16 protein-coding genes are annotated in these 19838 nt (G+C 69.9%); 9 read left to right on the forward strand and 7 right to left on the reverse strand.

What is annotated here, in order from left to right:
* Window positions 1–10 precede the first annotated feature (10 nt).
* Entirely contained in the window at window positions 11–1105 is a 1095-nt protein-coding gene (locus tag YU1_RS0105950; protein ID WP_051356547.1) for an amidohydrolase family protein, read from the reverse strand.
* A gap of 285 nt (window positions 1106–1390) precedes the next feature.
* Here YU1_RS0105950 and YU1_RS0105955 point away from each other — a divergent pair, with 285 nt between their 5' ends.
* A complete protein-coding gene (locus tag YU1_RS0105955; RefSeq protein WP_029003284.1) occupies window positions 1391–3592 on the forward strand; it encodes a PepSY domain-containing protein in 2202 nt (733 codons plus the stop codon).
* A gap of 58 nt (window positions 3593–3650) precedes the next feature.
* Here YU1_RS0105955 and YU1_RS0105960 read toward each other — a convergent pair whose 3' ends face one another.
* Window positions 3651–4067 (reverse strand): RidA family protein, encoded by a 417-nt coding sequence (locus tag YU1_RS0105960; protein ID WP_029003285.1) that lies wholly within the window; start codon window positions 4065–4067, stop codon window positions 3651–3653.
* Window positions 4068–4073: 6 nt separating this feature from the next.
* Window positions 4074–5315, reverse strand: a complete 1242-nt coding sequence (locus YU1_RS0105965) for a Zn-dependent hydrolase (protein ID WP_029003286.1) — start codon at window positions 5313–5315, stop codon at window positions 4074–4076.
* A gap of 403 nt (window positions 5316–5718) precedes the next feature.
* Between YU1_RS0105965 and YU1_RS0105970 the strand changes: the two genes are divergently transcribed.
* On the forward strand, window positions 5719–7044 hold the full coding sequence (locus tag YU1_RS0105970; RefSeq protein ID WP_051356548.1) for an MFS transporter: 1326 nt from the start codon (window positions 5719–5721) through the stop codon (window positions 7042–7044).
* 77 nt (window positions 7045–7121) lie between these two features.
* Here the strand turns inward: YU1_RS0105970 and YU1_RS0105975 are convergent, their stop codons facing one another.
* Window positions 7122–8054 (reverse strand): LysR family transcriptional regulator, encoded by a 933-nt coding sequence (locus YU1_RS0105975; RefSeq protein ID WP_029003288.1) that lies wholly within the window; start codon window positions 8052–8054, stop codon window positions 7122–7124.
* Window positions 8055–8164: 110 nt separating this feature from the next.
* Window positions 8165–8587, reverse strand: a complete 423-nt coding sequence (locus YU1_RS0105980) for a YciI family protein (protein ID WP_029003289.1) — start codon at window positions 8585–8587, stop codon at window positions 8165–8167.
* A gap of 184 nt (window positions 8588–8771) precedes the next feature.
* Between YU1_RS0105980 and YU1_RS28205 the strand changes: the two genes are divergently transcribed.
* The 7 genes from YU1_RS28205 (at window position 8772) to YU1_RS0106015 (ending at window position 16649) form a co-directional block, all read left to right on the forward strand.
* The gene (locus YU1_RS28205; RefSeq protein WP_051356549.1) at window positions 8772–9737 is read left to right on the forward strand and encodes a LysR family transcriptional regulator; all 966 of its coding nucleotides are present in this window, start codon (window positions 8772–8774) and stop codon (window positions 9735–9737) included.
* 147 nt (window positions 9738–9884) lie between these two features.
* Window positions 9885–11366, forward strand: a complete 1482-nt coding sequence (locus YU1_RS0105990) for an ABC transporter substrate-binding protein (protein WP_051356550.1) — start codon at window positions 9885–9887, stop codon at window positions 11364–11366.
* Window positions 11367–11466: 100 nt separating this feature from the next.
* Window positions 11467–12414 (forward strand): ABC transporter permease, encoded by a 948-nt coding sequence (locus YU1_RS0105995; RefSeq protein ID WP_029003291.1) that lies wholly within the window; start codon window positions 11467–11469, stop codon window positions 12412–12414.
* On the forward strand, window positions 12411–13250 hold the full coding sequence (locus tag YU1_RS0106000; RefSeq protein ID WP_029003292.1) for an ABC transporter permease: 840 nt from the start codon (window positions 12411–12413) through the stop codon (window positions 13248–13250). Before YU1_RS0105995 ends, YU1_RS0106000 begins: the two co-directional genes overlap by 4 nt.
* On the forward strand, window positions 13247–14224 hold the full coding sequence (locus YU1_RS28210) for an ABC transporter ATP-binding protein (protein WP_035714036.1): 978 nt from the start codon (window positions 13247–13249) through the stop codon (window positions 14222–14224). Before YU1_RS0106000 ends, YU1_RS28210 begins: the two co-directional genes overlap by 4 nt.
* On the forward strand, window positions 14221–15231 hold the full coding sequence (locus YU1_RS28215; RefSeq protein WP_035714038.1) for an oligopeptide/dipeptide ABC transporter ATP-binding protein: 1011 nt from the start codon (window positions 14221–14223) through the stop codon (window positions 15229–15231). The genes YU1_RS28210 and YU1_RS28215 overlap by 4 nt, the downstream gene beginning before the upstream one ends.
* Window positions 15232–15257: 26 nt before the next feature.
* Window positions 15258–16649, forward strand: a complete 1392-nt coding sequence (locus tag YU1_RS0106015; RefSeq protein WP_029003293.1) for an amidase — start codon at window positions 15258–15260, stop codon at window positions 16647–16649.
* Window positions 16650–16731: 82 nt separating this feature from the next.
* Here YU1_RS0106015 and YU1_RS34695 read toward each other — a convergent pair whose 3' ends face one another.
* Both YU1_RS34695 and YU1_RS0106025 read right to left on the reverse strand, forming a co-directional pair.
* Entirely contained in the window at window positions 16732–18795 is a 2064-nt protein-coding gene (locus YU1_RS34695) for a methyl-accepting chemotaxis protein (RefSeq protein ID WP_051356551.1), read from the reverse strand.
* A gap of 139 nt (window positions 18796–18934) precedes the next feature.
* On the reverse strand, window positions 18935–19837 hold the full coding sequence (locus YU1_RS0106025; protein WP_029003295.1) for an amidohydrolase family protein: 903 nt from the start codon (window positions 19835–19837) through the stop codon (window positions 18935–18937).
* Window position 19838 lies beyond the last annotated feature (1 nt).

A 19838-nucleotide genomic window follows, 5' to 3' on the forward strand; every position in this document is an offset into this window, starting at 1 on the left:
GGGGCGTCGTTCACGGCAGCTTGAAGATGCGCTTGGCGTTTCCGCCGAGGATGGCTTTCTGGTCCTCCGCCGGCAGGCCGAGGCTCTTCACATAGTCCACGCCCTGGAGGAACCAGTCGCGGCGGATGGGATAGGAGCCGCCATAGAGGATGTTCTGCGCCCCCAGCACCTTCACCGCGCATTCGAGCTGCGCCTTGCCCCATTGCGGGGCGCCGGACATGTCGAAATAGATGTTCCGCGTCAGTTGCTGGCGCAGCCGCTGGGCCTCGGCCTCGAAGCGGTCCACCTCGTCGCGGAACGCGGCGAGCTTGGGCGGGAAGAGCATCTCCACATAGGCGAAGAAGCCGCCGCCGAGCATGGAATGCACGAAGGTGAGGTTGGGAAATTCGTCGAACATGCCGCTGAACAGCTCGCGCCCGACGGCGGTGGCCTGGGCGACGCAGCGTCCGTACTGCCGCCGCTGGTTGGTGTAGGGCACGATGGAGGCATAATCGACCGGAAGCGGCGTGTGATGCACGACGACCGGCACGCCGAGATCGTTGAGGACGCGCAGGTATGGCTTGAAGGCCGCGTCGTCCAGATAGAGCTGGCCATAGTGCACCGCCATCTGCACGCCGACGAAGCCGAGTTCGTTGAGGCACCGTTCCACCTCGCGGATGCTCTCGCGCCCGCCCCAGGGCGGTGCCACGGCGAGCGCTGAGAACCGGTCGGGATTGCTGCGCACGTGCCGGGCGAGGCCGTCATTGACGATCTTGCAGGTGTCGAGGTCCAGCCATTCCTGCCAGCAGGGCAGCCGGAAGATCGCCCGCTCGATGCCCGCCGCGTCCATGTCGGCGATCTGCCGGCTGCGGTCATACTGATCCTGCGCGTAATTGAGCACCTCGTAGCCTTTCGGCTGCTCGATCACGATCTGGCGGATGGTGTCGCCCGGCACGGGGCGGAGTTCCGCGTGGATGCCGTATTCTCGCGGCGGCGCGCTGAGGAACGCCTCAAGCAGGCGCTCGTCGGAGAACAGGGTCTCCGGCAGCCAGTGCATGTTGGCGTCGATGATGCCGCTTCGTGCGCCGGATTGGCTTGGCTTGGAGATTTCGGTTGCATTCTGCATGATGATTCTCACGTGTCATGTTTCAAAATGGATACAATATTCAGTTCATGAACAAGGATCCTGACAGGCGGATGCAGATGGGTCGCTCATCGTGTCAATATTTGGGTGCGCGCCAGCTTGGAACGTTACGATAATTTCATATGAGAAATTTGCCCTGGATCAAATTTGCCATCTCTACTGCGCGGATACTCCTGCGCAAATCGCTCGTCGGCTTGGCGGGACGAGAATGGAGCCTCTGCGTTTGATCTCGCCACGTTCCGCCCGATGATAATCCAGGACCCAATCATGTCTTTTTCCGCCATCCGGCCCCGCCTCATCTGGATCCATCGCTGGATCGGCATCGTGCTGGCGCCGGTGTTCCTGCTCATCATCCTGTCCGGCGCGGTCCTGTCGTTCCGGCCGGTGGTCGATGACTTCGCGGCCCGCTCGGCGGGAGCAACGCGTGTTGACGTGCCGGCGCTCGGTGCGCTCGTTCGCACGCTGGAGGCGAGCGGGACGGTGAGGACATTGACCGTTGCGGACGGCGGCCGGTCGGTCGACGTGGTGAGCAGCGCGGCGGACAGCACCGGGCGATGGGAGATCGCCTCGGCCAGCCGCACCGGCGCCTCGCCCAGCGGGCCGGGCATTTTCCAGACCGCCGAGAGCCTCCACAAATCGCTGCTCCTGGGCCTCGGCCTCGTCGTGGAGGCCGCCAGCTACGCCATGCTCGCCATCATGCTGGCGGGGCCGCTCCTGGCGTGGCTGCGGTTCCGCAACACGTTGATCGGTTGGCACACGGCGCTCGGCTGGTGCCTGCTTCCGGTCACCATCGCCTCGCCGGTCACCGCGGTGCTCATGACCCTGGGCGTCGGCGGCGGCCAGACGCCGCTGCCGAAAGCCGAGCAGCCCGTGACCATGTCGCAGGTGTTCGCGACGCCGCTGCCCGAGGTGGATCTGAGCCACCTGGAGACGGCCCGCAGCTTTCGCGGCGGCACCGTTCTGGTTCAGGTCGCAGGCGAGACGGGCGGGACCTTCGTCGTCACCGACAAGGGCGCCACGGCGCTCACCGGCGGCCCGGGGCTGGTGAAGGAGATCCACGAGGGCACCTGGGCCGGGGCGTGGTCGGGAGGTCTCAATTTCCTCGTTTCCCTTGCCTTGCTGGGCCTCACCGTCACCGGCTTCGTCTCCTGGTTCCGCCGCTGGCGGCGCGATCGCGGCGGGGCGCTGGCGGCCGGGGCTGACATCCTGCTCGTCCATGCCAGCCAGACCGGCACCGCCGCGCGCCTTGCCGCGGCGACCCTCGCGGCGCTGGAGCAGGGCGGCGAGCGCGTGGCGCTTGCCCCACTCGGCACGGTGCCGCCGGCGGAACTCCGCCGCTTCCGCCTCGTCCTGCTCATTGCCGCGACCACGGGCGAGGGCGACGTGCCCGATGGCGCACGGCATTTCCTGAAATCCTTGCAGCCCGGCGCGATGGCCGGCGTGCGCTTCGCCGTGCTCGGGCTTGGCGACCGGAGCTACGCGCATTTCTGCGGCGGAGCGGAGACACTCCGCAGCGCCCTGCTGGCGGCGGGCGGAAGCGAAGCCCTGCCGATGGCCTGTGCTGACGGCGACCCGGGCCCGGCCTGGGTGTCCTGGCTGGAGGCGCTGCGGGCCGATCTGGGCCTGCGCTGCGCCAGTTCCGCGCTGCCGGCGACGAACCCTACGATCGAACTCATCCTGGCCGATCGCCACCGCATGGATGATCCGGCGCAGGGGGAAACCCAGGAAACCTGGGCCATCACCCTTGAGAGCGCCGCGGACCTCTCCTTCCGGCCCGGCGATCTGTTGCGCGTCACGCCGGGCGAGGGCGAGCGGGAGCGCCCCTATTCCATCGGCAGTTCCTGCCGCGTCGATCCGCGCCTGATCGAATTGACCGTGCGGCTGCATCACTGGCGCGATGCGCAGGGGCAGGAGGGCTTCGGCCGGGTGTCCGGGCTGTTGATCCGCACGATGCCGGTGGGGGGGCGGCTGTCCGCGCGCGTCGATCCGCATCCGGCCTTCAATCCGCCGGACGATCCGTCCTGTCCCATCATCATGGTCGGCGCGGGATCCGGGGTTGCGCCGTTTCCCGGCTTCCTCAGCGAGCGCAAGGCCAGCGGCCGGCCCGGCCCGGCCTGGCTGCTGTTCGGCAACCGGCACCGGGACGGCGACTTCCTCTGGGAGGAGCGCTTCGAAGCGGCGCTGCGGGACGGCTCGCTCACCCGCCTGGACACCGCCTTCTCGCGCGATGCGGATGACGGCGTGCATATCCAGGAACGGCTGAAGGAGGCTGCGGCGGAGGTGGTGGATTGGCTGATGAACAAGAAGGCCGTGGTCTACATCTGCGGCCGCCGCGAGATGGCGCGCGGCGTCGAGGAGGCGCTGGCGGGCGTCCTTGTCGAGCGCGGCGGCTACAGCCCGGAAGCGGCCCGCGACGAGATCGACCGCTGGGCCGCCGAGGCGCGCATCCGCGTGGATGCCTTCGACTGATGCGAGCGCATCCCCTTCCCGTCGCCGTCTCTGCGCGATGCGCGGTACCAATCGCGGATCAGGCGAGCGCGATGCACTCGATCTCGATCTGGAAGGGCAGCGGCCAGGGGCGGACGATGGCCGAGGTGCGGGCGGGAAAGCCGTTCGGGAAATAGCCGCGGTAGACCGCGTTCACGTCCGCCATCAGGTCGGGATCGGTGACATAGAGTGTAGCCCTGGCGACGTTGGCGAGCGAGGAGCCGGCGTGCTCCAGGGCGAACTTAACCGCTTCGAGCGCGGCGCGGGTCTGCGCCGCGATGTCGCCGGAGACGATGCCCCCGGTCTTAAGGTCGATGGGCGGCATGCCGCAGGTCAGCAGCAGGTCGCCGGCCCGCACCAGGGCGGAGGTGGGGGCGCCGAGGCGGCGGATCGCCTCGGACACCACCGGCACCTCGATGATCTCGATCCGGCCGGATGACAGGGGAGCAGACGACACGGCCGCTCAGCCCGCCCGCGCCAGCACGGCCTGGAGCAGCACGTTCACGCCCGGCTCGATGTCGGCCAGCGTCACGTTCTCCAGCTCATTATGGGAAAGGCCGTCCTCGCAGGGCGTGAAGATCATGGCGGTGGGCAGGTAGTTCGCCACATGCATGGCGTCGTGGCCGGCCTCGGTCAGCAGGTCGGTGTGGGTATAGCCGAGCTGCTGCGCGGCGGCGCGGGTGAGGGCGGTGCAGCCGGGGTCGAACGTCATGCCGCCATAGGACCAGCTCTCGCGCACGGTGATGCGGCAGCGCGACTTTTCCTCCAGCTCCGGGACGCGGTCGAGGAACAGCTGCATCATGGTGCGGATCACCTCGTCCGAGGGATGGCGCATGTCGCAGGTCATCTCCACGTGGTCGGGCAGGATGCCGAGCAGGTTCGGCTCCGCCTTCAGCCGCATGGTGGTGGATTTGCCGCCGGTCTCGTGCATCAGCCAGCCGATCTCCTCCACCGCCAGGGTCACGTGGGCCGCGCCCACCAGGGCGTTGCGCCGCTTCGGCATGGGGGTCGGGCCCACGTGCCCGGTCTCGCCCGTGACCTCCACCACGAAGCCGCGCACGGCGAAGGCGCCGGTGACGATGCCGAGTTGAATCTTTTGCTCGTCGAGGCGCGGCCCCTGCTCGATATGCAGCTCGAACAGGCTGTCGAACGCCTCCGGGCGGAGGATATCCGAGCCCGCGAAGCCGATGGCCTCCAGCGCGGCACCCAGGGTGATGCCGTCCTTGTCGGTCCGCTCCCAGGCGAACTGCGTGCTCTTCTCCCCGGTGAAGACGGCGGAGCCGATCATCGGCGGCTCGAAGCGCGCGCCTTCCTCATTGGTCCAGTTGACCACGGCGATGGGACGCCGGGTTTCGATGCCGTGGTCGTTGAGCGTGCGGACAATCTCCAGTCCCGCGAGCACGCCCAGGATGCCATCGAACCGCCCGCCCTTGATCTGGGTGTCCAGGTGGCTGCCCACCAGCACCGCCTTGGCATCCGGATCGCGCCCCGGGCGGCGGGCCACCATGTTGCCGATGGGATCGATCTCCATGGTGCAGCCGGCGGCCTCGCACCAGGCCTGGAACTGGCGCCGCATCACGCCGTCATCCTCGGAGAGGGCGAGCCGCCGCAACCCGCCGCGGGGCGTGGTGCCGATCTGCGCGGAGCGCTCCAGCGTCGACCAGAGGCGGGCCATGTCGGGGCGGATATTGGCGTAGCGGGACATCGTGCGGACTTTCGAAAAGGCGGACGGGACCTGGGCAGGAACCTGGGACGGAACCAGGGACATAACCTGGGCAGGCAGCGGGCTCGCGAAGGCGCGCACGGCTGCCGCGCGCTTCGCCCCGCCTCCTTCCTAGCGTCCGCGGGGAGGAGCGGAAAATAGAAATCGGCAATACTCATCATACGCAATATCGATTGGAATTTTCGTTTTCGGTCCAGCTATCTGGATGGGAGCGGCAGGCATCGTCCGCGCCGGACCGGCGCGGGGGACGGGCCGCGCCGGCGCAGCGTGCCGGGGGCGCCGCGCGGCCCGCAACGCCGGCGCCCTGAAGCCGCGGACCTCACGCCGGATGTCCCGGATGGCCGGGCCACGGCAACCCAAGAACAAAATCCAGAGAGACGGAACCATGAACCAGAATGTCCATATCGGCAGCACGCATGCCCCGCCGGGCGACGCACCCAGCCTGAAGAAGATCGCCTTCGCCAGCGTCATCGGCACAACGGTGGAGTGGTATGACCTCTTTGTCTTCGGCACCGCCTCGGCGCTGGTCTTCAACAAGGTGTTCTTCCCGAGCTTCGATCCCCTGGCGGGCACGCTGCTCGCCTTCGGCACCTTCGCCTCGGCTTATCTCGCCCGCATCGTCGGCGCCGTGCTGTTCGGCCATTTCGGCGATCGGCTCGGCCGCAAGTCCATGCTGCTGATCTCGCTCATCATCATGGGCATCGCCACCTTCGCCATCGGCCTGCTGCCCAATTACGAGGCCATCGGCATCTGGGCGCCGATCAGCCTGCTCACCCTGCGCCTGATCCAGGGCCTCGCCCTCGGCGGCGAATGGGGCGGGGCGGTGCTGATGGCGGTGGAGCACGCGCCGCCCAACCGGCGCGGGCTGTTCGGCTCCTGGGTGCAGATCGGCGTGCCCGCCGGCACGCTGCTCGCCAACTTCGCCTTCCTGACCGCCAACGCCACCCTGTCCACTGAGGCGCTGATCAGCTGGGGCTGGCGCCTGCCGTTCCTCGTCAGCATCGTACTGGTGGGCGTCGGCCTCTATGTGCGGCTCAATACGGCCGAGACGCCCAAGTTCCAGAAGGTGAAGAGCGCGCAGGCGCAGGCGAAGGTCCCCTTCGCCGAGCTGATGCGGGCGCAGTGGAAGCGCGTGCTGCTGGGCGGCATCGCCACCATGTCCACGGGCACGTCGTTCAACCTCATCGTCGCCTTCGGCCTCACTTACGGCACCCAGTCGCTGGGCTTCAGCCGCAACGAGATGCTGTCCATCGCGCTGATCTCCTGCGCCGCCTGCCTGGTGCTGCTGCCGGCCTTCGGGCTGCTGTCGGACCGGATCGGCCGCCGGCCGGTGATCATCGGCGGCATCATCGCCGAGGCGGTGGTGGCCTTCCCGCTGTTCTGGCTGATGGACACGCGCCAGTATGCCTTCGCGCTGGTGGGCTACCTGCTGATGATGACGGCGTTCGCCGCCAATTACGGCCCCATCGCCACCTTCCTGGCGGAGCTGTTCGGCACCAAGGTGCGCTATTCCGGCTTGTCGATCAGCTACATGCTGTCCGGCGTGCTGGGCAGCGCGGCGACCCCCATCGTCACCACGGCCCTGCTCCATGCCACCGGCAAGGGCTCGTCGGTGGCATGGTTCATGATCGGCTCGGCGGCCCTGTCCACGCTCGCCCTGCTGCTCCTGGTGGAAACGCTGAAGGGCGATCTCGACCACGCCGCGGGCTGACCGCTGCGGTCTCTCCGGGCAGGACCCCGGCTCCGGCGACCGCCAGCGGTTGCCGGAGCTTTCGCGTGCCGGCCGCCTCAGCCCGGCAGCGGCTCGAAGGCGCCCATCTCGTCGAGGAAGGCGCTTTCCGCCGGCCCGTGCCTGGCGGCGGGGTTGGAGAGGAAATAGACGTCCGCCCCGAGATCCTCCAGGCCGGCGACCGGGAGCGGCCACAACAGGCCGTCGGCCACGTCGCGGGCGGCGGTGGCCATCGGCAGCACGCCGATGCCCACGCCCGCCGTGATGAAGCGGCGCACCTCATGCAGGTCGGCGCTGGTGGCCACCACGCGGCTGGCGAGGTCCGCCCCGAGCCGCAGCGACAGCATCGGCTCCAGCGAATTGGCGACCTCGGCGCAGGCGAACGAGACCCACGGCTCGCTGCGGATCGCGCCCAGCCCCACTTCGTCGGCGCCGAACAAAGGGTGCCGCGCGCCGCAATAGATGGCGAAGCTCTCCCGGAACAGGAAGCGGCAGGCCAGCGTGGTGAGCGGCTTCACCAGCAGGCAGAAGCCGAACGGCACGATCTGGTGCGACACCGAGCGGATGATGTCGTGGCTGGTGGAGACCTGCACCTCGAACGAGATGCCGGGGTGCTTGTCGTGCAGGCCGCGGAACACCGCGTCGAGGCCGCCGTTCACCAGTTGCGTCACGGTGGCGATGCGGATCACGCCGGTGACGCTGCTGGCGGGGCGGGAGAGCTTGGGATCGAGCCTGGCGATGGCCTTGTAGAGATCGCGGCACTGGCCGAACAGCAATTCGCCCTGGGGCGTGAGCTGCATGGGCCGCCGCCCCCGCTCGAACAACTGGCATTCGAGCGAGTCTTCCAGCCGCTTCAGGGCCGCGCTGACGCTGGGCTGTTGCAGCAGCAAGCGGTCGGCCGCGCGCGTGACGCTGCGCTCCTCGGCGATGACCAGGAATGTGCGCAGCAGATTCCAGTCGAACCCGTAAATCCAGCGATCCGTTTTCACCATGAGACCACGCCACTCGTTCCGCGACGGCGAGGATAGCTTATTCCGGGCCGGTGCCGGAACGCCGAGGCGTGGCCTTCTTGTGGGCGGGGCGCCCGGTGGCGGTTGCCGGCTCAGCGGCGGGCGATCTGCGCGCGCATCCGCTCCTCCTGCGCGGCGATCTCCGGCGTCAGCGCCGCGCCGAAGTCGGCGACCTCGTAGAGCGGGCGGATCTCGATCTCGCTCGGGCCGGGCATGGGGTTGGGGCAGCGCTTCACCCACTCGACGGCTTCCGCCATGTCCTTGACCTGCCACAGCCAGAAGCCGGCGACGATCTCCCGCGTCTCAGTGAAGGGGCCGTCGGTGACCATGCGGCTGGGGCCGTCGAAGGCCACCCTCTTGCCCTTTGAGGACGGATGGAGACCCTCGCCCGCCAGCATGATGCCGGCATCCACGAGCTCCTGATTGAACTTGCCCATGGCTTCGAGCAGCTCGCTCGTGGGCAGGGTTCCCGTTTCGCTGTCGGCGGTCGCCTTCACCAGAACCATCACGCGCATGGGTTCGTCTCCTCTGGCTGCGAGGCCCGGATCGGCCTCCTCGGGCATATGACGCGCGGCCTTTGCCGGAACCGACATGCGCGCGGGCATATTTTCCGATGCGCCGCCGGCTCTTTCCAGGGCGGTGGCTTGGGCTATATCTGCGCGACGTGCCGCCCCCGGCGCCAGCCCAAGTGTGACCGCGATGCAGATCCACGCGCTGATCTATTTCAACGAGGTCGTGCGCACGCGCTCGTTCCGCAAGGCGGCGGCGGCGCTGGGCGTCGCACCCACCGCCATCAGCCGGCAGGTGGAGAATCTCGAGCATTATTTCGGCGCCCCTTTGCTGGAACGCGGCGCGCGCGGCATCCGCCTGACGGCGGCGGGCGAACTGCTGGCGGCGCGCGCCGCCCGCACGCTGCGCGACATCGACGTCACCCGCAGCCTGATCGCCGACCTGAAGGGGCTGCAAGGCGGTTCGGTGACGGTCTATGCCGGCGAGGCCATCGTCTCCGGCCTGCTGGCGCCCGCGCTGGCGGATTTCAGCGTCAGCTTTCCCAGGATCCGCTTCGAGATCGTCATCGCCACCGCCGGTGCCGCCGTGGAGGCGCTGGCGGCGGGGGCGGCGGACATGGCGCTGACCCTGTTCGCCCCCGCCCGCGCGGGGGTGCAGGTGCGCTTCCGCACCGAGCAGCCGCACGCCGCCATCATGGCGCCAGGCCACGCCCTGGCGCGGGCCGGCTCGGTCACCATCGCCGATCTGTGCGGCCATGCGCTGGCGGTACCCAACGCCAGCTATGGCGCGCGCCAGGCGCTGGACGCGGCGGCGCGCGATCTCGGCTGCACGCTCGATCCGGTCTATGTGACCGGGTCGCTGGAAATGCAGAAGGAGCTGGCGCGCCGGGGCGCCGCCATCCTGGTGCTGCCGGAGATGACCGTGCGGCGGGAGTGCGAGGCGGGGGAACTGGTGGCCATTCCCATCCGCGAGGCGCGCCCCATCCGCACCCGCATCGACCTGTGCGCGCCGGCGGACCGGGCACCCTCGTTCGCCGCCACGCGGCTGCTGGATTTCCTGGAACGGCGGCTGCGCGCGCTGGCTGACACGGATCGCGCGGCGGACGCCGCCAGTGCAGCGGTTTCGGCCACACTGCGCACAAGACATCGACGTTGACGATGCACCATGGGCCTTGCAGTCTTTCTGGGCAGGGCTGCATGGTGCCTTCTCGTTAAGCAGGTAAGCACCGGCGGGCAGGGGACAGTCATGACGATCAGCGCGGTTTGGAAGTCCGGTTCCCGCCTCCGCAGCGGCACGAGGCTTATGGCGTGCGTCGCCCTCGCGGCGCTGCTGGCGGCGCCGCTCGGTGCAACGGCGCAAGCGGCCAAGGACGCGCTGGTGGTGGGCATGCCGGTGGAGCCCACCGGGCTCGACCCGACCATCGCCGCGCCGGTCTCCATCGGCCAGGTGACGTGGCAGAACATCTACCAGGGGCTCACCCGCATCAGCCGCGCCGGCAAGGTGGAGCCGCAGCTGGCCAGGAGCTGGACCATCTCTCCCGACGGTCTCACTTACACCTTCGCGCTCCAGCCCGGCGTCACCTTCCATGATGGCGTGCCGTTCGATGCGGCGGTGGCGAAGTTCGCGCTCGACCGCGCGCGGGGCGCCACCTCCAGCAATCCGCAGAAGCAGTTCGTCGAGGCCATCGACAGCACCGAGGCGCCCGATGCCGCCACCCTGGTGGTGAAGCTGAAACGCCCGGTGAGCGATCTCCTCTATCGCCTCGGCATGCCCGCCGCCGTCATGGTGGCGCCTGCCTCGGCGGAGGCCAACCGGACGAGCCCGGTGGGCACCGGCCCGTTCCGCTTCAAGGCCTGGGCCAAGGGCGACCGGGTGGAGCTGGAGCGGTTCGACGCCTATTGGGACAAGGCCCATCCCGCACGGCTGGCGCACGCCACGTTCCGCTTCCTGCCCGACGCGCAGGCCCAGGCGGCGGCGCTGCGCGCCGGAGACGTGGACGCCTTCCCGGAATTCAGCGCGCCGGAGATCTACACCGCCTTCCAGGCCGACAAGGCCTTCCGGACGGTGGTGGGCAACACCGAGCTGAAGATGATCGCCGGCATGAACAATGCCAGGAAGCCGTTCGACGACGTGCGCGTGCGCCGCGCGCTGATGATGGCGGTGGACCGCAAGGCGCTGGTGGAGGGGGCCTGGTCCGGCTTCGGCACGCCCATCGGCAGCCAGTACACGCCCAATGATCCCGGCTTCGTCGACACCACCGCCGTGCTGCCCTACGATCCGGCCAAGGCGAAGGCGCTGCTGGCCGAGGCGGGCTATCCCAAGGGCTTTGCCTTCACTTTGAAGACGCCGCAGATGGCCTATCTCTCGCGCTCCGCCGAGGTGCTCCAGGCCATGCTGGCGGACGTGGGCGTCACGGTGAAGATCGAGCCCACGGAATTCCCCGCCAAATGGGTGCAGGAGGTGTTCAAGGACAAGGCCTATGACATGACCATCATGACCCATGCCGAGCCCCTGGACATCGATATCTTCGCCCGCGAGAATTATTACTTCAACTATGCGAACCCGAAGTTCGTCGAGACCTACAAGGCCGCCGCCGCCGCCACCGATCTGGCCGAGCGCACGAAGCTGATCGGCGCCGCGCAGCGCCTGCTGGCGGAGGATGTGCCGGCGCTGTTCCTGTTCGTGATGCCGAAGCTCGGCGTGTGGAACGCCAAGGTCGAGGGCCTGTGGGAGAGCGAGCCCGTGCCCTCCAACGATCTCACCGGGGTGCGCTGGGCCGAGTGAGCCGGTCCGTCCCGACGCCTGAAGAAGAGCCCGGCGCCGGAGCGCCGGGCGTGAGGGGGCGCGGCATGCGCCCGGATGGCTCCTCTGCAAGCGGGGTTTGATGTTTCGTCTTGTTCTCAGGCGCGGGGCCGGGCTGGTGCTGACCCTTCTGGTCATGTCGCTGGCGATCTTCCTGGTGATGGAAGTGCTGCCCGGCGATCCCGCCGCCATCCAGCTCGGCACCTCCGGGCGGGCCGACACGCTGGCCGCGCTGCGCCAGAGCATGGGGCTCGATCAGCCCGCCGTGGTGCGCTATCTGGCCTGGATCTCCGGCATGCTGCGCGGCGATTTCGGCACCTCCTTCACCTATGGCGTGCCGGTGGCCGGGCTGATCGCCGAGCGCCTGGCGGTGACGCTGCCGCTGGCGCTGATGGCCATCGTCCTGTCCACCGCGATCGCCCTGCCGCTTGGCGTCATCGCCGCCGCGCGCAACGGCACGGCGGTGGACCATGGCGCCACGCTGTTCACGCAGATCTGCGTCGCGGTGCCGAATTTCTGGATCGGCCTCGTCCTCATCCTGCTGTTCTCCAGCCAGCTCGGCTGGTTTCCGGCCGGCGGCTTTCCCGGCTGGGAGGCGGGCCTCGGCGCCGGGCTGAAGGCGCTGCTGCTGCCCGCCGTTGCGCTGGCCCTGCCGCAATCGGCCATCCTGGCGCGGGTGACGCGGGCGGCGGTGCTGGACGTGCTGAACGAGGATTTCGTCGCCACCGCCCGCGCCAAGGGGCTGAACCGCAGCGCCGCGCTGTGGCGCCATGTGGTGCCCAATGCCCTGGTGCCGGTGGTGACCATCATGGGCCTGCAATTCTCCTTCCTCATCGCCGGCGCGGTGCTGGTGGAGAATGTCTTCGTGCTGCCCGGCCTCGGCCGTCTCGCCTTCCAGGCGCTGGCCCAGCGCGACCTGCTGGTGATCAGGGACGTGGTGCTGCTGTTCGCCGGCCTCGTGGTGGTGGTGAACTTCCTGGTGGACATGGCCTATCTCGCCCTCGACCCCCGGCTGCGGGGGCGGGCATGAGCGGCGCGCTCCTCTCCCGGCTGGCGGGGCGGCTGCCGCTGATCCTCGGCGGCGCCATCACCGCCTGCATCATCGGCACGGCGCTCGTCTCGCAAGTCTGGACGCCCGAGGCGCCGACCCGCATGCGCTTCGCGCTCAAGCTCAAGGGGCCGCTGGCGCAGGGGCTGCTGGGCACCGACCATTTCGGCCGCGACCTCACCTCCATGCTGATGGTGGGGGCGTGGAACTCGCTGTCCATTGCCGTGCTGGCGGTGCTGCTGGGGGCGATGGCGGGCACGCTGCTGGGCGTCACCGCCGCCGCCCGCGCCGGCATCATCGACGGCGCCATCATGCGCCTGTGCGACATCCTATTCGCCTTTCCCGCCGTGCTCTCGGCCATCATGCTGGGGGCGCTGATGGGGCCGGGGGCGCTGACCGCCGTGGTGGCCATCGGCGTGTTCATGATCCCGGTGTTCGCCCGCGTCACCCGCAGCGCCGCCGCGCAGGTGTGGGCGCGGGACTATGTGCTGGCGGCGCGCGCGGCGGGCAAGGGCGCGGCCCGCATCACCCTTGAGCATGTGCTCCCCAACATCGCCGGCCAGATCATCGTGCAGGTGACGATCCAGCTCGGCCTCGCCATCCTCACCGAGGCGGGGCTGAGCTTCCTCGGCCTCGGCATCGCGCCGCCCGCGCCCTCCTGGGGGCGCATGCTGGCGGACGCGCAGACCTATCTCACCGCCGCGCCGCATTTGGCCCTGGTGCCGGGCATCGCCATCGCGCTGAGCGTGCTGGGGTTCAATCTTCTGGGCGACGGCCTGCGCGACCTGATCGACCCGCGCCGGAGGCTGGCGGCATGATGCTGGAGGTCCGCGACCTTGCCATCGACATCGCCCGGCCGGACGCGGAGCCACTGCGGCTGGTGAACGACGTGTCGTTCCGCCTCGCCGCCGGCCGGACGCTGGGCATCGTGGGCGAATCCGGCTCCGGCAAGTCCATGCTGCTCAAGGCGCTGATCGGCCTGTTGCCGGGCACGATCCGCGCCACCGGCTCCATCCTGTTCGACGGCACCGACCTGCTGGCCTTGGGCGAGGCGGAGATGTGCCGTGTGCGCGGCCGGCGCATCGGCATGATCTTCCAGGAGCCGATGACGGCGCTCAACCCCGCTCAGCGCATCGGCGACCAGATCGCCGAGGGCATCCGCTGGCATCGCCGCGTGTCGGCGGCGGAGGCGCGCGCCGAGGCGCTGCAATGGCTGGAGCGGGTGCGCATTCCTGACGCCCGCCGCCGCATCGACACCTATCCGCACGAAATGTCCGGCGGCCAGCGCCAGCGCGTGGGCATCGCCATCGCGCTCGCCATGCGGCCGGACCTGCTGATCGCCGACGAGCCGACCACGGCGCTGGACGTGACCGTGCAGGCGGAAATCCTCGACATTTTCGACGAACTGGTGAGCGATCTCGGCGTCGGGCTGATCCTGGTGAGCCACGATCTCGGCGTCATCGGCCGGATCGCCGACGAGACGCTGGTCCTCTATGCCGGCACGCGCATGGAGGAGGGGCCGACCGAGGCCGTCCTGCGCCATCCCCGCCATCCCTATACGCGCGGCCTGCTGGCGGCGATGCCGCGCCGGGGCGGCGGGGTAGGGGCGGGCGGCGACCTGCCCACCATTCCCGGCACCGTGCCCTCACTCGCCGCTTTGCCGCCGGGCTGCCGCTTCGCCAACCGCTGCGGCTGCGTGACGGAGGCCTGCCGCGCCGCCGAGCCGGCCTGGCGCACGGCGGCGGACGGGCGCGGCCTGCGCTGCATCCTCGGCCCGGAGGCGGCGGCATGAGCACGCCCGCGCTGCTGGAACTGTGCAACGTCGCCCGCGACTATCCGGTCGGCCCGACGCCGCTGTTCGGCCGCCGCGCCACGCTGCGGGCGCTGGACGGCATCGACCTGAAGGTGCCGGCGGGCAGCATCTTCGGCGTGGTGGGCGAGAGCGGCAGCGGCAAGTCCACCCTGGCGCGCATCGTCATGGCGCTGGACCGGCCCACCGCCGGCAACGTGCTGTTCGACGGCGACGATCTGTTCCTGCTGCCGCCCGCCGCGCTCGCCGCCCGGCGGCGCGATTTCCAGATGGTGTTCCAGGACCCCTATGGTTCGCTGGATCCGCGCAGCCGCATCGGCCGCACCGTGGCCGAGCCCCTGCACGTGGTGCCGGACGCGCTGCGCGGGGCGGAGCGGGCGGCGCTGGTGGGAGAGGCGCTGGAGAGCGTCGGCCTGAAGGCGGCGGACGCCGCGCGCTTCCCGCATGAATTTTCCGGCGGCCAGCGCCAGCGCATCGCCATCGCCCGCGCCCTCATCACCCGCCCCAAGCTGGTGGTGGCGGACGAGGCGGTCTCGGCCCTGGACCTTTCCGTGCAGGCGCAGGTGCTGAACCTGCTGCGCTCGCTGCGCGACCGCCACGGCATCACGGTGCTGTTCATCACCCACAATCTGGCGGTGATCGACTGCGTGGCCGACCATGTGGCGGTGATGTATCGCGGCCGGGTGGTGGAGACCGGCCCCGCCCAGGCGGTGTTCGCCCGGCCCTTCCACCCTTATACGCAGCTGCTCATCGCCGCCGAGCCGAGCCTGGAGCGTATCGGCCGCGGCCTCCGCCGCACGCCGTCCGCACCGCCTTCCGCGCAGATCGAGGGCGGCGGCTGCGCCTTCCTCGCCCGCTGTCCGCTGGCGAGCGGGCGCTGCGCCGCCGAGGCGCCCGCCCTGCGCGCCCTGGAGCCGGGCCGCGCCAGCGCCTGCCACCATGCGGAGGCGCTCACTGAGGGCGCGTCATCCCTTCATTTCCCGACCTAGCGCCGCCTCAGGAGCGTCTTGCCGTCATGTCGTCCTTGCTGGATCTGTCCGCCGTCGAGCTGGTCGCCGCCTATGGCGCCAAGACGGTGTCGCCCGCCGAATATTTCGACGCTCTGCTGCCCTATGTGGAGGCGAGCGAGCCCAAGCTCGGCGCGCTGTACGCCTTCGATCCCGAGCGCGTGCGCGCGGAGGCGAAGGCCGCCACCGAGCGCCTGGCGAGGGGCGCGCCTAGCGGGCCGCTGGACGGCGTGCCGGTGACGCTCAAGGAGCTGATCGCCACCAAGGGCCTGCCGGTGCCGCTGGGCACGGCGGCCACCGAGCTGACGCCCGCCGCGGCCGACGCCCCGCCCGCCGCCCGCATGCGCGAGGCCGGCGCCATATTGCTGGCCAAGACCACCGTGCCGGACTACGGCATGCTGTCCTCCGGCCTCTCCAGCTTCCACACGCTGGCGCGCAATCCGTGGAATCTCGCCTGCAACCCCGGCGGCTCCAGCGCGGGCGCTGCGGCGGCGGGGGCGGCGGGCTACGGGCCGCTGCATGTGGGCACCGACATCGGCGGCTCGGTGCGCCTGCCGGCGGGCTGGTGCGGCCTCGTCGGCTTCAAGCCCAGCCTCGGGCGCATCCCCATCGATCCCTATTATGTCGGCCGCTGCGCCGGCCCGATGACACGCACGGTTGCTGACACGGCGCTCATGATGGGCTTCCTCTCCCGGCCGGACTGGCGCGACGCCACCAGCTTGCCGCCCGCCGCCATCGACTGGATGGACCTTCAGGGTGCCAGCGTGAAGGGCCTGCGCATCGGCCTGATGCTGGAAGAGCGCTGCGGCATGGAGGTGGAGCCGGAGGTGCGCGCCGCGGTGGAAGCCGCCGCGCGCGCGTTCGAGGCGGAAGGCGCCATCATCGTGCCGGTGGCGGGCGTGCTCACCCGCGAGATGCTGGACGGGCTGGACGATTTCTGGCGCGCCCGCTCCTGGGACGACATATGCGCCCTGAGCCCGGAAAGGAAGGCCAAGGTGCTGCCCTATATCGTCGACTGGGCGGCGGGCGGCGCGGGCATCGACGGCCCCCGCGCGGTGCGCGGCTTCAACCAGACCATGAAGATGCGCCAGGCCTGCGCTGAGCTGTTCCACGGCATCGACTATCTGCTGACGCCCACCAACAATGTCTCCGCCTTCCCGGCGGACTGGGCCTCGCCGGTGAACGATCCGTCACGGCCGTTCGAGCACATCTGCTTCACCGTGCCGTACAACATGTCCGAACAGCCGGCCATCTCCATCAATTGCGGCTTCACGCAAGCCGGCATGCCCATCGGCCTGCAGATCGTCGGCCCGCGCTTCGCCGATCTCGACGTGCTGCGCATCGCGCACCTCTATGAGGGCTGGCGCGGGCCGATCACCACCTGGCCGAAACTCGCCTGAGCCGAAAGCCGGGCCGCGACGGAACGAAGAAAGGGCCGGAGCGATTGCTCTGGCCCTTTCTGTTTGCGGGAGGCGATCGGCGTCAGGCGGCGCGCACCGTGGAGAGGAAGCGCTGCATCTGGGTCTCCAGCTGCTGGGCCTGCTCGGACAGGGTGGCGGAGGCATCCAGCACGCGGGAGGAGGCGGTGCCGGTCTCGTCGGCGGTGCGGGTCACGTCGGCGATGTGGCTGGTCACGGTGTGGGTGCCGGCGGCCGCCTGGTCCATGTTGCGGACGATCTCCTTGGTGGCGGCGCCCTGCTGCTCCACGGCGGCGGAAATGCCGGTGGCCACGTCGCTCATCTGGCGGATCTGCACGCTGACGCCTTCGATCGCCTTCACTGCATCCCCGGTGGTGGCCTGGATGGCGCTGATCTGTGACTCGATCTCCTTGGTGGCCTTGGCCATCTGCTCGGCCAGCGCCTTCACCTCGGAGGCCACCACGGTGAAGCCCCGGCCGGCCTCGCCCGCCCGGGCCGCCTCGATGGAGGCGTTCAGCGCCAGCAGGTTGGTCTGCGAGGCGATGTTGGAGATGAGGCCGATGAAGTCGCCGATGCGTCCGGCGGCCTGCGACAGGTCGCGGATCACCGAGCCGGTCCGGTCGGCCTCCACCACCGCCGTCGCGGAGAGGTTGGCGGACTGCTCCACGCGGCGGCTGATCTCGTCCACCGAGGCGCCGAGTTGCTCCGCCGAGGAGGCGACCATCACCACGTTGGTGGAGGTCTGCTCGGCGGCGGCGGCCACGGCGGTGGACTGGCTGGAGGTCTTGCGCGCCGCCGCCGTCATGCTCTGGGCGGTCTCGTGCAGCGTGCCGGAAGACGCCGACACGTTGCGGATGATGCCGCCCACCGCCTGCTCGAACTCGTCGGCCAAGGCGTGCATGCCGCGCCGGCGCTCCTCCTCGGCGCGGCGGCGGGCTTCCGCCGCGCCCTGCTCAAGCTCGGCATTGCGGGCCATCTCCTCGCGGAACACCAGCACCGCCTGGGCCATGGCGCCCACCTCGTCGGAGCGCTCCGTGTCGGTGACGGCCACCGCCAGGTCGCCGCCCGCGAGCTGCTTCATCACGCCGGTGAGGCGGACCAGCGGCCGGATCACCCGGCGCGTCACCACCACGATCATGGCGATGCCGAACACGGCGGCGCCGACCAGCAGGCCGACCTGGAGCCACAGCGCCCGGGTGGCTTCCACCTGCTGCTCCGCGGCATGGTCGGAGGCGAGGTCGAGCGCGGTCTGCGCCACCGCCTGGAGGTAGGTCAGCTTGGAGACGGCGAGCGGGGTCCACTCCTCGGCGGTGATGCCGGGCGGGGTGCCGGCGATCAGCGCCTTCAGCGTGTTGAGCCGGAGGTCGGAGAAGGCCTTGGCGAAGAACTCGCGGTTGGCGGTGGCGATGGTGGTGCTCAGCTCCTCCGGCAGGGTCATGCTGCCGGCGAACTCGGTCAGCACCGCCCAGGTGCTGTCGATCTGGCTGACGAGCGCGGTATATTTGAGCATGGGTTCCGGCACCAGCGGGCGGCCGGCCAGCGGGTTGGAGACGAGCAGCGCGGTGTCGCCCGCCGCGTTGCGGGTCGCCCAGGCCAGCTGCTTCAGCTGCATGAGCTGGTCCACATAGGCGTCCTGGAGCTTCACCGCCTTCACCAGCTGGCCGGAGATGCGATCCAGCAGGTCGAGCAGGGCGGCGGTCTCATTGCCGTAGTCGGCGAGCAGGGACGGGCGGCGCTCGGCCTTCGGCCGGCCCAGGGCGACGGTGGATTCGGCGTGCAGCTCGGTGAGCTTGGCGAGCGCGCGTTCCAGATCTCCGGCGAGCGCGTCGCGGCCCGGGAACTCCACCTCACGCAGGCCGGCGAGGCTGGCCTTGAGCGCCGGGATTTCCGCCGTGCGCGACTTCTCCAGCTGCGGCGTGAGCGTGGTGAATACCCGATCAGCAGGAAGATCGCGAAGCGCTGAGGCGCGGTCCAGCCGCAGGTTGTGCAGCGAGGTGAATACGTCTTCGGAGACGCGGGTCACGGTGGCGATGCGTGACGCAACGGCAAGGGTGCGGGCCGAATCCCAGGCGCCGAGCGCGAGAATCACAACGGTGCCGACCACCAGCAGGGCAATAACGGACGTCAAAAGAACCTTTACCGACAAACGCTTAAACATTCCGATCTCCCGATCGCATCCTGGCGGCGGAACCGACTGCGGCGCGCTGCCGCCTGCGCGGCGCGCCGTGAGCGGAGGCTGAAGCGGTCATCATCAGCCTCGCTGGTGGTCAGTCTTGCTTATGGTCATTGTGCGAGGCTGGAAAACCGAAGAAAGTTTCCGGGTTTTCCACCAGCAGGCGCCGCTTCAGACCGGCGGTGGGCGCGACGGCGTCGATCCAGTCCACCAGCGTGCCGTCGTCGGGCATGGGCGCGTGCAGATTCACGTGCGGCCAGTCGCTGCCCCACAGCATGCGCTCGGGCGCATGGTCGAGGAGGCTGCGGGCGTAGGGCACCACGTCGGCATAGGGCGCCCCGGCCTTCGACAGGCGGTCGGCGCCGCTGAGCTTGACCCACACCCGGCCGGTGTCGGTGAGCCGGAACAGGGCGGCGCGGGCGGCGTCGAGGCCGGTGTCCAGGTCCGGCCGCGCCATGTGGTCGATCACCACCGGCGCCGGCAGGCCGGCGATGAAATCCGCATGGCGCTGGATGTCGGCCCCCGCCACATGGATGGCCACGTGCCAGCCGAGCGGGGCGACGCGATGGGCGATCTCCTGCGCCGCATCGAGCGCGGGCGTGCCGCCGAGATGGCTGAGGAAGCTGAAGCGCACGCCGCGCACCCCGGCCGCGTCGAGGCGGCGGATCTCGTCCATCGGCGTCGACGGCTTCAGCAAGGCGACGCCGCGATAGCGGTCGGGCTCACGTGCCAGAGCGTCCAGCAGCGGGCGGTGGTCGAAGGCGTGGCCCTGGCTCTGCACGATCACCGCGCGGGAAAAGCCCATCCTGTCGTGCAGCGCCCGCAGCGCCCGCTCCGGCGCCTCGGAGGGGGTGAAGCTGCGGTCGTCCGGCAGCGGGAAGCGGTCGAACGGGCCGTAGATGTGGCAGTGGGAATCGCAGGCCGGTCGCGGCGGGCGCAGCGCGGGCGGATGCGGATCGGGATGCGGCGGCGGGCAGGGCGCCTGGCTGTGGCTCATC

Origin of the sequence: Azorhizobium doebereinerae UFLA1-100, assembly GCF_000473085.1 — a bacterium.
GTDB classification, from domain to species: domain Bacteria; phylum Pseudomonadota; class Alphaproteobacteria; order Rhizobiales; family Xanthobacteraceae; genus Azorhizobium; species Azorhizobium doebereinerae.